Origin of the sequence: Pseudaeromonas sharmana (genome assembly GCF_042649925.1) — a bacterium.
GTDB classification, from domain to species: domain Bacteria; phylum Pseudomonadota; class Gammaproteobacteria; order Enterobacterales; family Aeromonadaceae; genus Pseudaeromonas; species Pseudaeromonas sharmana.
The window spans coordinates 317,725-333,538 of sequence record NZ_JBHSAF010000001.1 but is presented as its reverse complement, the minus strand read 5'-3'; the positions used below and the strand labels follow the sequence as shown (position 1 = coordinate 333,538).

General features: G+C 57.0%; 14 protein-coding genes. 3 read left to right on the top strand and 11 right to left on the bottom strand.

The annotated features are described in order from the left end of the window. The first annotated feature begins 130 nt into the window (after positions 1–130). The 3 genes from pseF to pseI are packed head-to-tail and all read left to right on the top strand — an operon-like array spanning position 131 to position 2,866. The gene (gene pseF, locus ACFOSS_RS01570) at positions 131–829 is read left to right on the top strand and encodes a pseudaminic acid cytidylyltransferase (protein ID WP_377150204.1); all 699 of its coding nucleotides are present in this window, start codon (positions 131–133) and stop codon (positions 827–829) included. Continuing rightward, the gene (gene pseG / locus ACFOSS_RS01565; protein WP_377150202.1) at positions 816–1,817 is read left to right on the top strand and encodes a UDP-2,4-diacetamido-2,4,6-trideoxy-beta-L-altropyranose hydrolase; all 1,002 of its coding nucleotides are present in this window, start codon (positions 816–818) and stop codon (positions 1,815–1,817) included. Before pseF ends, pseG begins: the two co-directional genes overlap by 14 nt. Further along, complete coding sequence (pseI, locus tag ACFOSS_RS01560) at positions 1,814–2,866, top strand: pseudaminic acid synthase (protein ID WP_377150200.1); 1,053 nt, start codon at positions 1,814–1,816, stop codon at positions 2,864–2,866. The genes pseG and pseI overlap by 4 nt, the downstream gene beginning before the upstream one ends. Before the next feature lie 40 nt (positions 2,867–2,906). Here pseI and ACFOSS_RS01555 read toward each other — a convergent pair whose 3' ends face one another. From ACFOSS_RS01555 to ACFOSS_RS01505, 11 genes are all read right to left on the bottom strand, one after another. Then, entirely contained in the window at positions 2,907–5,006 is a 2,100-nt protein-coding gene (locus ACFOSS_RS01555) for a motility associated factor glycosyltransferase family protein (RefSeq protein ID WP_377150198.1), read from the bottom strand. 9 nt (positions 5,007–5,015) lie between these two features. After that, a complete protein-coding gene (locus ACFOSS_RS01550) occupies positions 5,016–5,330 on the bottom strand; it encodes a hypothetical protein (protein ID WP_377150196.1) in 315 nt (104 codons plus the stop codon). Beyond that, positions 5,327–5,749: a flagellar export chaperone FliS gene (fliS, locus tag ACFOSS_RS01545; protein ID WP_111896840.1), complete on the bottom strand. Its 423-nt coding sequence runs from the start codon at positions 5,747–5,749 to the stop codon at positions 5,327–5,329. Before fliS ends, ACFOSS_RS01550 begins: the two co-directional genes overlap by 4 nt. Before the next feature lie 47 nt (positions 5,750–5,796). Beyond that, a complete protein-coding gene (gene fliD, locus ACFOSS_RS01540) occupies positions 5,797–7,209 on the bottom strand; it encodes a flagellar filament capping protein FliD (RefSeq protein ID WP_377150193.1) in 1,413 nt (470 codons plus the stop codon). A 31-nt stretch (positions 7,210–7,240) separates the two neighbouring features. Further along, positions 7,241–7,687, bottom strand: coding sequence for a flagellar protein FlaG (locus ACFOSS_RS01535; RefSeq protein WP_377150191.1), 447 nt, complete (start codon positions 7,685–7,687; stop codon positions 7,241–7,243). Positions 7,688–7,728: 41 nt separating this feature from the next. Next, complete coding sequence (locus ACFOSS_RS01530) at positions 7,729–8,586, bottom strand: flagellin N-terminal helical domain-containing protein (RefSeq protein ID WP_377150189.1); 858 nt, start codon at positions 8,584–8,586, stop codon at positions 7,729–7,731. A gap of 680 nt (positions 8,587–9,266) precedes the next feature. Beyond that, a complete protein-coding gene (locus ACFOSS_RS01525; RefSeq protein WP_377150187.1) occupies positions 9,267–10,145 on the bottom strand; it encodes a flagellin N-terminal helical domain-containing protein in 879 nt (292 codons plus the stop codon). Between the two features lie 241 nt (positions 10,146–10,386). Beyond that, positions 10,387–11,595 (bottom strand): flagellar hook-associated protein FlgL, encoded by a 1,209-nt coding sequence (gene flgL, locus ACFOSS_RS01520; protein ID WP_377150185.1) that lies wholly within the window; start codon positions 11,593–11,595, stop codon positions 10,387–10,389. A gap of 6 nt (positions 11,596–11,601) precedes the next feature. After that, the gene (flgK, locus tag ACFOSS_RS01515; RefSeq protein ID WP_377150183.1) at positions 11,602–13,596 is read right to left on the bottom strand and encodes a flagellar hook-associated protein FlgK; all 1,995 of its coding nucleotides are present in this window, start codon (positions 13,594–13,596) and stop codon (positions 11,602–11,604) included. A gap of 16 nt (positions 13,597–13,612) precedes the next feature. Continuing rightward, complete coding sequence (gene flgJ / locus ACFOSS_RS01510) at positions 13,613–14,689, bottom strand: flagellar assembly peptidoglycan hydrolase FlgJ (RefSeq protein ID WP_377150181.1); 1,077 nt, start codon at positions 14,687–14,689, stop codon at positions 13,613–13,615. Positions 14,690–14,707: 18 nt separating this feature from the next. Further along, on the bottom strand, positions 14,708–15,811 hold the full coding sequence (locus tag ACFOSS_RS01505; protein ID WP_377150179.1) for a flagellar basal body P-ring protein FlgI: 1,104 nt from the start codon (positions 15,809–15,811) through the stop codon (positions 14,708–14,710). Between the last annotated feature and the right edge of the window lie 3 nt (positions 15,812–15,814).

Sequence of the window (15,814 nt, the reverse complement as noted above, 5' to 3'; positions counted from 1 at the left end):
GCGGGACAGTACACTCATTTTTTGAAATAATTCAGTCAGTTGGTGACAGAATAACCGCACCTATCTATTATCGACCCACTGGCCAAAAACTTGAGCGCCGCCGCGACAGGCGGCCGCCACAGGAGCCTGCATGACGATTGCCATCATCCCTGCCCGCGGTGGCAGCAAGCGCATTCCACGCAAGAATATCCGCGACTTCTGCGGTCAGCCGATGATCAGTTATGCCATTGCGGCGGCCCGGGCGGCTGGCTGCTTCGAGCACATCATCGTCTCCACCGATGACGCTGAGATTGCCGCCGTCGCCCGCGACCATGGCGCCACGACACCGTTTCTGCGTGCAGCCCGACTGGCAGACGACCATACCGGTACCGCCGCCGTCGTTGTGGATGCCATCCAGCAGCTGGATCGGCGCGGACTGTCGGCTGACAGCTACTGTTGCATCTACGCGACCGTGCCGTTGATCCGGGCCTGCGATCTGTTGGCGGCTTATCAGCGGCTGAATGATTGTGCTGCGGATTTTGCCTTCAGCGCCGCCGCCTTCGGCTTTCCCATCCAACGCGCGTTACAACTGGCGGCCAATGGCTGCGCCACCCCGTTTTGGCCGGAAAACATGGCCAAACGCAGCCAGGATTTGACACCGGCCTATCAGGATGCCGGTCAGTTCTACTGGGGACGACGTGAGGCCTGGCTCGAGGGGCGCGGGGTGTTCGACGGGAACGGGCTGGCGCACCTGCTGCCGCGTTACCGGGTGGTCGACATCGATACCGAAGAGGACTGGCAATTGGCCGAGCTGCTCTATCAGGCGCTGCAGCAGCATGATGCCGGTTGACTACCTGTTCCGTCTGGATGCCGATAGCCAGATCGGTACCGGGCACCTGATGCGTTGTCTGGCCATCGCCGAGACCCTGAGCGCGCAAGGCGGGCGCTGCGCCTTCGCCTGCCGCCCGCTGCCACCGACCTTGCGCCCCAAGCTGCTGGCGTATCCAGTGCGGGAGCTGGACCATGATGCCGCGTTTTGGCCGCTGCTGACCGCACTGACGCCGCGCTGGGTCATCGTCGACCATTATGGGTTGGATGCCGAATTTGAAGGCCGTGTCCGGCGCCACGGCAGCAAACTGCTGGTGCTGGATGATTTGGCCGACCGTCGCCACGACGCCGATCTGCTGCTCGATCAGGGCCCCCTGCGCAGCGAGGCCGACTACCGCCCGCTGCTGAATGCCGACTGCCGCTTGCTGCTCGGCGCCGACTATGCACTGCTGCGCCCGGAATTTGTCGCCCGGCGCAAATCGGCCTCGACGCCCTTCCGCCGCGGCTTCATCAGCTTTGGTGGCGCCGATCCGGCCCACGCCTGTCTGCTCACGCTGCAGGCACTGACGGCCAGCGACTGGTGGTCGCGCTGTGAATGGACCCTGCTGGCCGGTGCCGCGAATCCGGACTGGGAGACATTGCAGCAGTGGCTGGCGCGCCATCCGGCTCGCGTCTCCCTGCTGCGCCACAGCGATCAGGTGGCGGATCTGCTGGCCGCACATGACTTTGCCATCGGCGCAGCCGGCGGCATGATGTGGGAGCGCTGCTGTGTCGGCCTGCCGACATTGAGCATTCCCATCGCCGACAATCAGCAGTTTAATGATGCGGTGATCGCCCACTTCGCCCTGGGAGAGCGGTTGACGCTAGCCGAGCTCGAGACACCTGAACGCTTGGCTGCCGCACTGACCCGACTGCAAGTGCAAGCCGAAGCGTATCGCCAGCGCGGACAAGCCCTGGTGGATGGACAAGGGTTGACCCGTCTGGCCACCCTATTGAGGACACATACATGAAGATTGCCGGTCGGCCAATTGGCCGCGACCACGCCCCCTACCTGATTGCCGAGCTGTCGGCCAATCACAACGGCTCCCTGGAGCGGGCGCTGAACATAGTGCGCGCCGCCAAAGAGGCAGGCGCCGATGCCGTCAAGTTACAAACCTATCGTCCGGACACCATCACCTTGGACTCGGATCGCCCCGAGTTCATGATTCACGGCGGACTTTGGGATGGCAAGCGGTTATATGACCTGTATCAGTGGGCGCATATGCCCTGGGAGTGGCATGCGCCGCTGTTTGCCCTCGGCAAGCAGCTGGGGATCACCGTCTTCAGCAGCCCGTTTGACTTCACGGCCATCGACCTGCTGGCCGAGCTGGATGCGCCGGCCTACAAGATTGCCTCGTTCGAAGCCATTGATCTGCCATTGATCCGCTATGCGGCCGAAACCGGCAAACCGTTGATCATCTCGACCGGCATGGCCAACGAACGCGAGATCGCTGCCGCGCTGGAGACGGCACACAAACATGGCTGTGGCGAGGTAGCGCTGCTGCACTGCGTCAGTGGTTACCCTGCTCCCGCCGCAGAGTATCACCTGGCCACCATCGCCGACATGCGCCAACGATTTGGCGTCGAGGTGGGCCTCTCCGACCACACGCTAGGTTCAGCCACTGCCATCGCCGCCACGGCCGTCGGTGCCACGCTCATCGAGAAGCACTTTACACTGCGCCGTGCCGATGGCGGTCCGGACAGTGCCTTTTCGATGGAGCCCGAGGAGCTGGCTCAGCTGGCGCAAGATACCCGCACTGCCTGGTCCGCCATCGGCGCCCCGCGCTATAGTCTGAGCGCCAGCGAACAGCACAATATCCAGTTCCGACGCTCGCTGTATCTGGTCAAGGCCGTCTCGGCAGGCGAACGCTTGACCTCGGAGCACGTACGTTCCGTCAGACCTGGCCTGGGGCTGCCACCAGCAGATTTCGATCGCGTGGTCAATGCCGTGGCGCGTCGCGCACTGGCGGCCAATACCCCGCTGAGTTGGGATGATCTACAAGCAAATCCGGCCGAATAAGCGGTAACCAGGGCCGGTGCTGTCGCCGGCCCTGATGGGATTACTCCTCGAGCGCCTGGCGATAGACCGCCTGGTGCTGACCCTGAATCAGTTGCAGGCCGTGGGGATAGAGGCGACTGATGGTATCGAAGAACAGTTGCATCGTCGGTCGCAGTGAATCCACAGCGGCCAGCGCCTGTTGTTCATCACTGATGCTGTAAGCCAGATGGGTGATCAGCGTAAACAACGAATTGAAGGTTCCGTATAGCACCTGACTGATATGTCGCTGGCGGCTCAGTGCCACCTGACTCAGATACTCCATCTGCTTCTGCATCAACTGAATCAGATCCAGCCGTGACGTCGGCATCGTCTCCCAGTCTGTCTTCACTCGCGCCAGCAGCATGCTAAAGAAGGTCTGGTCCATATAGTCCGCCACCTCGGCACGGCTGATGGGCACCGGGGCTGACATCTGCTCCAGCAAGAAGCGCCGCAGTTCCGACTTGTCGAGCACCGGAAAATCGGCAAGATCCAGCGCCTCCAGCGGCAACGGCATGGCCCCTTGAATCGCGGCGCCATCGCTGCAGTTGTGACACTGGGCATGGGGAAAATGCGACAGGGCGACTTCCATCATCAGCACGGAGGCGGCAAACAACCGGTTCGAGATCACCTCGCCACCAAAGTTGGCTGGCAGTACACAGTCGCCTTGTGCCAGCGCCATCTGTTTAAACTCGTTCTTGGTCTCGCCCTTGTCGTCGTAATAGAAACTGTACTTGGAGTGGTGATGTTCGGCAGAGCGGTAGCCGTTATCCAGCCCCAGCAGATAGAGGTTGTCGAAGCCCAGATGCAACGGCAGGCTGACCCCGATGTTGCCGACCAGCGGGTTGATAAAGGCGAACTTGCGGTACTGCTGCATCAGTTCGGTATTGGCAAACAGCAGCGAGAACATCGGCTCGTCACCCTTGAAGCCATAGATGCGATCACGGAACAGATCCCGACACTCCGGATGCAGCACATCCGGGCCGATACACAGAATGCGTTGCAGATACTCCGGATCGCCAATGCTGCGCAGAGAGGCTGGTACCGAGGTAATGCGCTCCACCGCCAGATAGATATCCGGACAGATGCCTGCCTTGTGGAGCGCCGTCACGGCCGTACCACAGGCAATGACAATCGCCTTGTCCTGATGCTGGCGGATCAGCTCCACCGAGCGATCAAACGAGGGACCGTTGGCCACGATGAACACCGGAACATGGCGCCACTCCACGGGCAGCGCGACATCGCGACGGAAGAAAGGCACCCCGGCTTCCATGTTGTTCAGACTTTGTGACAAGGAGAACAGGGTGTCGTCAAAAAATCCCCAGCCCATGCTGATGAAAAACATCTCGCGCGCCACTTTCCCCACCAGGCCCTGCAAGACTTCGGAACGGTAGTGCACCAGCCCAAAGGCCGTGGAACATAAAAACGGTGACCGTTTTTCACTGACCTCGCGAAACGCCGTCAGGACCTCATCTTCTTGCTGGCCAAGGAAAATATGCAGGCCCATGTTCTGGCTATGCAGGTACTCCAGCAACGGCGCCCAGTCGAACGCGTGGAGCGAGGCGTAGAACAGATCCTCATTCGGTTCAAAAAGGTAGAGGTTGGCAATTTGACAGCGCTCATACAGGTAGGCCAGCTGATAACCAAGGCCGACACCGAACATCAAGCCCAGCGGCATCGATTCGGGGATCTGTTCCATCAGCGGATGCTCGGCCTGCAATGCCTTCATTTGCCGCACCAGCGCATTCATATACTTGATATGCTGCTGGCCAATCCAGTCGCCTTCGACATCCAGATTGAAACGGATGATGGTGGAGCTGCTCAGCGTCAGCTCCACCTGCTGCAGGCACTCCTGATAGGGATCTTCACCATAAAAAGTGCTGTCATCATCCCGCCAGCGCAGATTCGGAATGCCGTTGTCGGTGCAAAACATCTCGAATGGGCGCTGGATCCGGTACTGCTCGAAACGTTCGGCAATCGAGGGTACGAAACGGCGAAATGCCGCCATGTTGACCTCAAAACGTTGCGGCAGCACATCGCGCATCGCCTGTTCCTGCTCCCGGACCAGGGCTACGCGTCGCTCCATCTCCGCGGCTTCTGTCAGGATTTGCTCAACCTCGGCCATCTCCCTCTCCTAGCGATGCTGTTGATATAACTGTCTGGCGCGCTCCGCGGTACGCAGGTTCAGCAACGAATGCTCGATAGCCTGCTGCTGCTGGTGCAATACCTGAACCAGCAGCTGCTCCTGCTCTGCCAGTTTGGTCGCAACGGCTACAATGCGTTGCCGAACCTGCGGATCGGCGGCCGGCTCTGCGCTCAGTTGCTGCAGGATCGCCAGGCGGGAGGTCATGAGACGCTGCGACTCCTCCCAGTGTTGATGCGACACAGCCGCCTCGAGGGCGGCTGTCTGTTGCTCCAGCTCATCCAGCAACTGCAGATGGGCAATCATGCGGATGTACCCTGACGCTGCTGGCTGAACGCCTTTTGCTTTTCACTTTCGGGGATCTGATCCCAGCCTGACTTGATGGTAATCATCAGATTGGCCACTTCGTCGATGGGAGCTGTCTCCATCGCCCGGCTGGCATCCATCAAGCGGGTTTTCATATAGTCATATAACGCATACAGATCCTGGGGCACCTGGCCAAACGACAGATCCAGCGAATCCTGCAACCCATTCAGGATCGCCATCGCCTTGGAGATGGATGCCGACTTGGCGGCAAAATCCCGACGCTCGATCGCGCCCTTGCTCTGCGCCAGCCGCTCCAGCAGCCCCTGCATCAGCATCTGGATAATGCGGTGCGGATCCGCAACCGCCATCTCCGCATCGAGACTGGTCGTTTTGTATGCCTTCAGATTACGGTTGTACATGCACGGTCCTCTACATCAACAACACTCGGCGTTGAGAACAGAATAACTTAAGACGTACTCAGCAAGCTCAAATACGAGGCTGAGCTTTGCATCTGCGCCAACAGGGTATCGAGACTACCATATTGCGCCCGCAAGTTGGCTTCATACTTTTCAAGTTGATCGGCCGCAGTGGCCTCACGGCTACTCAGGTCCCGCAGGTCCGAGTTCAGCTGATCCTGACGCTGCGAGATCAGGCCCCCGGTCTTGGTGTACTCCTTGAGCGAGGTCTGCAGTTTGCCGGCCACCCCGTTTTCGCCACTGAACAGCGCAACGACCTGTTCGTAGTTGTCATCCAGGGCATCATCAAACTTGTCGGTGTCGACTGACAGCTTGCCGTCGTTATCCATCTTGATACCAAGCTGGAAGATGCTGTTGATCCCCGTCATCTCGCTGTTCGGCTCCATGACGGTATTGGCCATCAGGGTGCGAATCGAACGAGGCATCGAGTCCCCGGCCAGGGCCCCACCATCATCCTGGCTCTCGCCGCCGACAATGGTATTGCGCTTGCCCAGCTCGGTACTCTTGTCAATCAGGGTGTTGTAAGCGCTGACAAACTCCTGCACCAGCGTCTTGATGGCGCTCTTGTCAGTGGTGATATCCACCTTGTTCGACTTGAGGTTGCCGTCACTGTCCTTGTCGGAAACGCGCAATACCGTGATGTCCAGCCCCTGTACCTTGTCTTTGAACGTGTTGGTATCGCTGGTCAGAATATTGCCATCGACGTCAATTTCGGCATTCGTCGACTGCTGGGTCCGCGACATGCTCGAGCCAGTGACTGGCGTGGCACTGCTGGTGTCGGCCTCAAACATCTTCAGCTCTGTGGTACTGCCGCTGATCTTCAGGTCATTGCCAGCACCGGTCACGCCGGAGTCAATCACCAGCTTGGCCTTACCATCCGAGGTGTTGACGATGTTGGCGGTCAGCCCGAAGTTATCCGACGCATTGTTGATGCGTTTGCGGATCTGCTGCAGCGTGTCGCCCTTCTTGACATCGACGGTAAACTCGTTGCCATCGCCGGCGGTGATGGTCAGGGTGCCATCTTCGGTGATCAGCGAGGAGGTCGAACTTGCGAAGGTGCCCTCAACCTTGCTGGTGGTCGCCAATTTGTTGACGGTGACATTGTACTGACCGTTCGAGGCATCGGTGTTCGAGCTGATTTTCAGAATCGGGTCATCGCTATCTTGAGTGATATTGATAGCCCGCTTGTTAAAAGCTCCCGCCGTCGAGAGCTTGGCTAACGTGGTGTTGAACGTCGAAATGGCAGACTTAAGCTGACCGACACCGGTCAGCGTAATCTGCGTATTGGTTTTTTTGGTGGTGATAGGTTGCTGCAGCTGCGTTTTCTTGGCTGCCACACTGGCCGAGATGACGCTCTCCAGATCAATGCCTGAGCCTGCGCCGGCGGACGTTATCGTTGCCATCTTCTTTCACCTCCTGAGGTCAGCTCTACCGTCAGGCCTTACGATCGAAAAGCAGCCCCTGCAATCCGCTGGCGCCTATCTCTCCTTCCCGCAATGCCTTGATCCGTTTGCTGATCGTCACTAACTCTTCACTTGGAATCTGACGGATGGTCTTCTGGGTATCGCTGTCGACAACCTTGATGATGGTTTGCTCAAGATCATCGTCTACCCGGAAACTCACCGCCCATCCCTTCGCATCACTGATTTCTTGCAAGTCTTGGGCCTGTTTTTCCATTTCATGCCGCTCAGACTCTTTCTTCTGGGTCGCATCCTCCGCTTCCGCGGACTGGACTGTCTGGCTGGTTTGGGCTTTTTCCACGTCAGCCTTACTCACAAGGGCCTCGGTAGAATGAGCTTGAGCGGCCTTTCGGCCGCTCATATCACCTGACACCACAGAAGAGTTCACGGCAGAGGCAAGGTTTACCATGTCATTTGCCATATTCCCCTCCTTACTTTCCTGTCAGGACACGGGTCCTAAGTTTAGCCCAGCAGCGACAGTGCAGCTTGCGGACGTTGGTTGGCCTGAGCCAGTACCGTTGAAGCCGCTTGTTGCAGGATGTTTTGCTTGGTCATGTTCGCTGTTTCAGTTGCGAAGTCTGCATCACGGATACGTGAACGAGCGGAGCTCACGTTTTCAGCAATGTTGGACTGGTTACGAACAGTGGAGTCCAGACGGTTTTGCACCGCACCGAGGTCCGCACGCTTGGAGTCAACGACCTTGATCATGTCGTCGATGGAACCCAGTACGCCTTGTGCGCCACTCGCAGTAGAGATGTTGATACCACCAGCCCCGGCGGTGAAGGTGGTGCTGGCACCGGCAGCACCGGCCATGCCTGCGATGTTGAAGGCGATACTCATGCTGAAATCGATCTTCTGGTTGGAGTAGGCACCGACCTGGAAGGAGAAGGAAGAGGTGCTCTTATCCAGCAGCTTCATACCACCGAACGAGGTATCAGAGGCGATACGGTCGATTTCAGATGACAGCTGGTCGACTTCCTTTTGCAGGGAGGCGCGGTCATCGGTGGTGTTGGAACCGTTAGCAGACTGTTGGGCCAGGGTACGCATGCGTTGCAGCATGGTGGTGATTTCTTCCATGGCGCCTTCAGCAGTCTGGGCGATGGAGATACCGTCGTTGGCGTTACGGTTGCCCTGATCCAGACCGTTGATCTGAGAGGTCAGACGGTTGGAGATCTGCAGACCGGCGGCGTCATCCTTGGCGCTGTTGATACGCAGACCAGAAGCCAAACGGGTGTAGGACGTGTCCAGCGACTTGGTGGTGTTAGTCAGGTTACGCTGGGCGTTAAGAGAAGAGACGTTAGTGTTGATGTACATAGCCATGATGATATCTCCCGATGGACGATTAACTGCGGGTCTCGATCAACTCTTTTTGTGATGAGTCCCACCTGTATGGAGTCGAGGATTGAACAGGTCCTCTTCTCCTAGGCGGGTCTTGACGTTTGAACCGGACGTCAGACCCGCAGCACCGCAAAAAGTTGGATTTTCCGAACACCCCTCAATTTGCTTCATCCTGATTAACGGCATGGCGAGAAAAAGCTTTAGGAAATTTTTTGCCTCTTTTTTTTACCGGCGGCAAAAATCGTCGGCGGCGACAAGAACGCCCCCCGGCAGGCACACGCAACGCCCCGGCAACCTGTTGCCGCCAGGCAAACAAGGCCACCAGCGGCATTCATCTCAGATTCGGAGCCGGCATGTCGATACCCGTCACAAATAAACAGGGCGCGAAGGATATTGGCACAGTTAATGCTAAAGCTATGGTGTGTGACGACTTCCCGACGTCACAAAAAAAAAGCCAGCATAAAGCTGGCAAAAAATGAGCTGATGCTCAGGAGATGAGCTGACAAGCTGCACAGTTGGACCAAACTGTGTCACACTCGTCAGTGTGTAACCGAAGAGATGAGACTCTTCTGCGATAGATTAGAGACCGCGGACCGAACACCCCTCTAATCCATCTACCGACAGGGCGGCCTGAACAACCGCCCTGTTTTCTTTTGTCTGCATTAACCCTGCAGCAGTTGCAGTGCGGACTGCGGACGCTGGTTGGCCTGGGCCAAAACCGTCGACGCTGCTTGCTGCAGAATATTCTGCTTGGTCATGTTGGCCGTTTCCGTCGCAAAATCGGCATCACGAATACGTGAACGCGCCGCCGAGACGTTTTCGGCAATGTTGGCCTGGTTACGAATCGTCGAGTCGAGACGGTTCTGCACCGCACCCAGCTCGGAACGTTTTGAGTCCACCGCCTTAATCAACTGGTCTACCCCGGCCAGCACGATCTGTGACGTGGACGCCGTCGAGACATCAATGTTACCGGCACCACTGGAGAAGCCTGCGACCGAGGTGCCACCGTTGGCAACCGCACTGGCCAAGCCATTGATGTTGAACGCGTAGGCGGTCAGGGTGAAACCGATGACCTGGTTGTCATAAGCACCGACCTGGAAATCGAACTTGGTGCCGGCTGTGCCATCCAGCAAGGTGCGACCACCGAATGCCGTATCCTGTGCCACACGGTCAATTTCATCAGACAACTGGTCGACTTCCTTCTGCAGGGCAACCCGATCGTCTGTACTGTTCGAGCCGTTGGCAGACTGCTGAGCCAGCGTCCGGATGCGTTGCAGCATGGTCGTAATTTCTTCCATCGCCCCTTCAGCAGTTTGGGCCAGCGAGATACCGTCATTGGCGTTACGGTTCCCTTGATCCAGACCATTAATTTGCGAGGTCAGACGGTTTGAAATTTGTAAACCAGCCGCATCGTCTTTGGCGCTGTTAATACGCAAACCGGATGCCAGTCGGGTATAGGAAGTATCCAGCGATTTATTTGCGATGGCGAGATTACGCTGCGCATTGAGCGAGGATACGTTGGTGCTAACGTACATAGCCATAATGGTTTCTCCTAAGCATATCTAAATATAGCAATGTGCAGGCTTGTAATAGATGTCATCGCCTTGCTTGTTTAATTTATCGGCACCTTGATAAAAAAGTTTAGAATTTTTTATCATTTAAACCATGGACTACAACCGACTGGCACCATAGTTATCGCCGACTCCTAAAAAATCTTTAGCCCAAAACATAAAAAATATTAAATCTTTTAAAAACAGCAACTTAAACAAGTAATGCCGAGTATCACATATAATCAAACAACGTCGACTTGTTCACTAATGAATATGCCTGCTGAGCCATGGTCAGCGCGGTATTTTCTTTCGTGACATTGGTGATGGCATCATACATATCCAATTCAGATATATTTGCCTTCGCCTCTTTCTTTATCGCCGACAATGAATCATTGGACGCCAACACGCTATCAAGGTTATTCATTCTTCCACCGATATTACCCAGCGTACTGTTCACACTGGTTTGGGTGTTTGAAATATGCGTTTGCGTACTCGCCGCCAAGGCATTTATTTGCTCCGTAGAGGCCGTTGGATCTCTTAATGCAGAAATCATGCCATCGAGCGTGTTCAATATATTGTCGTTCTGTGGCGCATCCAGCGAGAAGGTTTGTGTCGTGCCACCGGCGGCAACATCCACCGTCAAGCTCAGGCCGTTAAAGTCGATGGCGTCACCCGCGACATACTCGCCGCTTTGCAACACATTGTTCGCCGCGTCACGGATTTCATAGCTGTCCGGTGAGCCCGCTGTCGTCACGACGCTGTAGGTGTTGTTACTGCTGGTTGCAGCGTCATATTTTTGGCCATAGAAACTGGAGAACTGACTGGAATCGCTGACCGAGACCGTCAGATTTGCCGTGCCAGAACTGGCCGAACGCGCGGTGGCCACCTGCTGGAACACACTGCTGCCCGGGTCGCTGGACGCAATCTTCACCTGCTCGGAGATCTGGCTGTAACGCTGGCCACTGTCACCTTGATAGATGTAGTTTCCGTTACTGTCCTTGGTGAACGGCTGCGTCTGGCTTTGATTCCCGGCAAACAGATACTCACCATTCTCGTCGCGGGCGTTCATCAGATCGTAGAGCTGCTTTTGCAGCTCCTCGAGCTCGCTTGCCAACGCCTCGCGATCGACATCGGTATTGGTACCATTGACGATCTGTTGCACCTTGGTATAAGCACTGCCCAGCGCGGTATTGACGGCGTCGAGGGTGGTCTCTTCCTGGGTCAGCTTGGCCTGCAGATCGGTACCATTGCTCGCATACTGTTTGTACTTTTCAATGGCCGTCGTCAGATTGAGCTTCTGAGCCATGCCATTGGGCGACTCACCCGCCGTCGAGAACTTCTCCAGCGTGTTCATCTGATCCAGCGCCTTGCTCAACCGCTCGCTGTTCTTCATCAGCGAGGTCAGATTACGGTCATACATCATGTTGGTGGTAATACGCATCGTCCGTTACCTCGCCGCACTCAACAGGGAATCAAACACCGCACGCGCCGCCGTAATAATCTGTGCCGACGCAGCATAGGCCTGCTGGAAACGAATCAGGTTTGCCGCTTCCTCATCCAGACTGACGCCTGCCTCGCTGTTGTAAGTATTGGTACTCTGCGTCAGCTTGGCCTCGGCCGCCGACATGCTGGTATTCAGGCTGCTCACCGTCGAGCCCAGCGACGACAAGGTACTGGAGAACGCCTCGGAAAAGGTCTGCTGGCTATCCGCGCTCACACTGCTACCCTTGCGCACCAAATCCTGGTTTTGCAGATCGGCCAATGCCAAACCGTTGTAGTTGTCATTGATGCCGTCGGTATTGAAACGGATAGTGAAGCTGTCATTGGCCGACACAGTGCCACTGATGCTGAAATCAAACCCGGGAGTGGTCTTGACGTCGCTATAAATCAGGCTGCCGGTAGCGGTGTCCTTGAGGTTTGCCAGCAGGTTCTGTCCCTTGGTGCTGGCATCGGCCACTCCCAGCAGGTTGCCGGAGCCGTCATACACCTCGTAGTTACCGCTGGCATCAATCTTGACTTGTTGCGGCGCGGTCGCATCCAGGCTGGAGCTGTTAATCAGCGACCCCGTTCCGGTGTTATAAACCCCGGCCAGCGAAATGGTGCCATTGCCATAGTTGTTGCTATCAGCACTACCGGTCACCGGCGCGGCCAGCGCGAAATCATCGGTACTGGTGATAGCAACACTCAGGTTTTGCGCGGCATTACGGGTCGGTTGCAGAACAATGGAGTCTCCTGCAGCCGGTGTCCCGGAAATATCCAGCTGAATACCATAGTCCTCCAGTGGAAACTGGTTTGGCGGAGTGGAGCCGTTGGTCAACAGCGTCTTGCTATTGCCATCGAGGCGGTAGACCTCGAAATCCGTCGCACTGGTGAACTTCACCTCGAAGTCGTTGGCGCTGACGTTGCTCCCCTTGCCCGGAATAAAGCTGACGCTGATGGCGCCTGTGCCCCCGTTGTTGGCATTGGCCAGCCCTTGCGAAGTAGGCAGGGTAAAGATGTCCCCACCCAGTTGATTATTCAGTGTCATGCCCTGGCTATTTTGCTGGTTCATCGCGTCGGCAAGCGCCACCGCCAGTTGGCCAATTTCGTTCTGCAACGGTGCCAGCTCCTGGCGGGCCTGATACAGGCCACCCAGGCCCCCGCCGACCTGGCTGGTTGACAGGCTGGCGCTGCTGGTACCAATCGTCAGTTGCAATCCCGTTTGCGAGTTGTCCGGATTGCCCTTGGTCACGCCCAGGCTGGCCGCACCGCTGGCCAGCACCAGGGACTGCCCGGTGGACAGGTTCACCAGGGTACTGCCGTTGTCTTGCGCTACGGTGCGGATATCCATCTTTTCGGATAGCTTGCGAATCATCTCGTCGCGCTGATCGATCAGGTTCAGTGTGGTGCCATCGCTGTTCTTGGGCGCCTTGATAATTTGCGCATTCAGATCACTGATGCCACTGAGCAGGCTGTTGATCTCCTTGACCTCACTCTCGATGCTGCCATTGATCGTGTTCTGTTGCTGGGACAAGGTGGTCGACGCCGTTTGAAAGCGAGTGACCAGTGAACTGACACTGCTCATCAACCCCTGACGACTGCTGCTGGTATTGGGGTTGGCATTCGCGGTATCGAATGCTGAAAAATAGCTGCTCATCGCCGAATTCAGACTATTGGCACTGCTGCTGAGGTATTGATCGGTCGAGGCGAGTTGCTCGTAGGCCGAGGTATACATCGCCAGCGAAGAGGTATCGCGCCACATCTCGCGCTGCGCGTAGACATTGAGCATGCGTTCGGTATTGCTCATACCGACACCGAGCGAAGCAACATTGGTATAGAGTTCGGTACGCTGGCGCGTATAGCCCTCGGTATTGATGTTGCTGATATTGTTCCCTGTCGTCCACAGCAGCTTCTGCTGCGCCTGAACGCCAGAGGAACCAATTGACAGCAGATCAGATGACATACCCTCTCCTTACCTGTTAAATCTCGGCGGAAGACCTGAGCCCGGCAAACGCATCGCTGCGGATGACGCGCTTAAGCTTGTCGGCGTACTGTGGATCGGTGGCATAACCGGCCTGCTGCAGCGCCTCAAAATAGGCATCCGGGTCATGGGCCACGGCTTTTGCCTTGCTGTAGCGGGCATCGTTGCCAATCAGATTCACGTAATCCTCCATGCTCTGCACAAACGAGCGGTAGCTGCGAAACGATGAATTGCGCATCACGGCCTGACCCTGTTCAAACTCCAGACTGTCCGCTTGCGTGGTATTCCCCTGCCAGCGCCGTCCAGCCTTGATACCGAACAGGTTGTTTCCATTGCTGCCGTCGCTGTTTTTCATCATGTTGCGACCCCATCCCGTTTCCAGTGCCGCCTGGGCCAACAAGGCGACAGGCGATAAACCGATCCGGCTTGCCACCTCACGCGCTGCCGGCAAAAGTTGCCGCACGAACGCTTCGGGGGACGAAAAATTGCTTGCTCCTGCGCTGTCGCTGCCACCACCGCCTTGCCGTTGCATCCGCTCCATCCGCGCCACAAAGCGCTCTGCCGCTGCAACGCCGGCCTGGACAGCACTATCAGCGCGGGCGTTATTACCCGTATATGCACCATCCGTGCCAACAGCATCGGTGACTGAATTTTGGCTGTTATTCCCTTCCCAACGGGCAAAGCGACGCATCACTGGTAACCGCTCATCCGGCATCTTCAGCTCGCGTGGCGCCGTATCGCCGCCGGTGTCCGACTGCGGTGACAATTGCTTGACGATCAGCCGGGACAGGCTGCTGTTGCTCTTCGGTGACGCCATGCTGGCCGTCATCTGTTCATCGAGCATGCCTTGGAAAAATTGGCTGTAACGGCTATTCAGCGGGCTGTCCGGCGCAATGGCTGAATTGGCCTCCCGCATGCTGCCGACCCACATCTGGTTGAAGATGGCTTCGAACTGGCGAGCGGCCGCCTCCAGCGCCTGTTGCTGGCTGGCATCACCCTGATTACTCAATTTACGCAGTTGATCCAGTCCACGAATATCCTGAACCAAACCGATATCAGTCGTTGCCTTATCCATCGCCATCTCCTTGATACCTCAGAGAATTACCAGCTCACCCTGAATAGCGCCTGCTTGTTGCAGCGCCTCCAGGATCGCCATCAGATCACCGGGGGCAACCCCGACCTGATTGATGGCCTGTACCAGTTCGTCCAATGTGCTCCCGGTATCCAGCTTGAACATGCGGTTGTTTTCCTGCTGCACATTGATTGTCGAATTCGGTACCACCGCCGTTTGTCCATTGGAAAAGGCATTCGGTTGAGATACCTGCGGATTTTCGGAGATCGTCACCGTCAGACCGCCATGGGTAATGGCCGCCGGCTTAAGTTTGACCTGGCTACCGATGACGATGGTGCCCGTCCGGGAGTTGACGATAATCTTCGCCCCTTCCTCTGCCGGGTCGACTTCCAGATTCTCCAGCGTCGCCAGATAGGAGACGCGCTGCGCCGGATCGCGGGGAGCAAACACCTGGACCGACGTCGCATCCAGAGGCCGAGCCGTATCCGCCCCGACCAGACCATTGATCACATCCGCCATGCGTTTGGCCGTGGTGAAGTCCGAGCGGTTCAGGTTGAAGGTGATGGTATCGCCGGAGTTGAATGAGCTGGGCACTTCGCGTTCTACCGATGCGCCATTGGGAATGCGGCCGACCGTCGGGGTATTGACGACCACCTTGGATCCATCCGCCCCCTCAGCCCCGAGACCACCGACGACCAGGGAGCCCTGGGCAACGGCATAGACACGACCATCAGCGCCTTTGAGAAACGTCTGCAACAGGGTGCCACCGCGCAAGCTCTTCGCCTCGCCGATGGCAGACACGGTGACGTCTATGGTCTGCCCCGGTTTGGAAAAGGCGGGCAGATCGGCATGTACCGCCACCGGTGCCACATCCTTGATCTTCGGTTTCAGACTGTCGGAGACCTTGATGCCAAAATTGTTCAACATGGTCTTGAACGTCTGTTCGGAGAAGGCGTTGTTCTTCTCCCCGGTCCCCGGCAACCCCACGACCAGACCATAGCCGATCAACTGGTTGCTGCGGACGCCCTGAACCTTGGCCAAATCCTTGATCCGGGCGGCCTCTGCCGTTTGCAGGCTGGCCAGGACCAGAGCCACACCCAGCGTCAGATTGATAAAGGCTTTCATGAC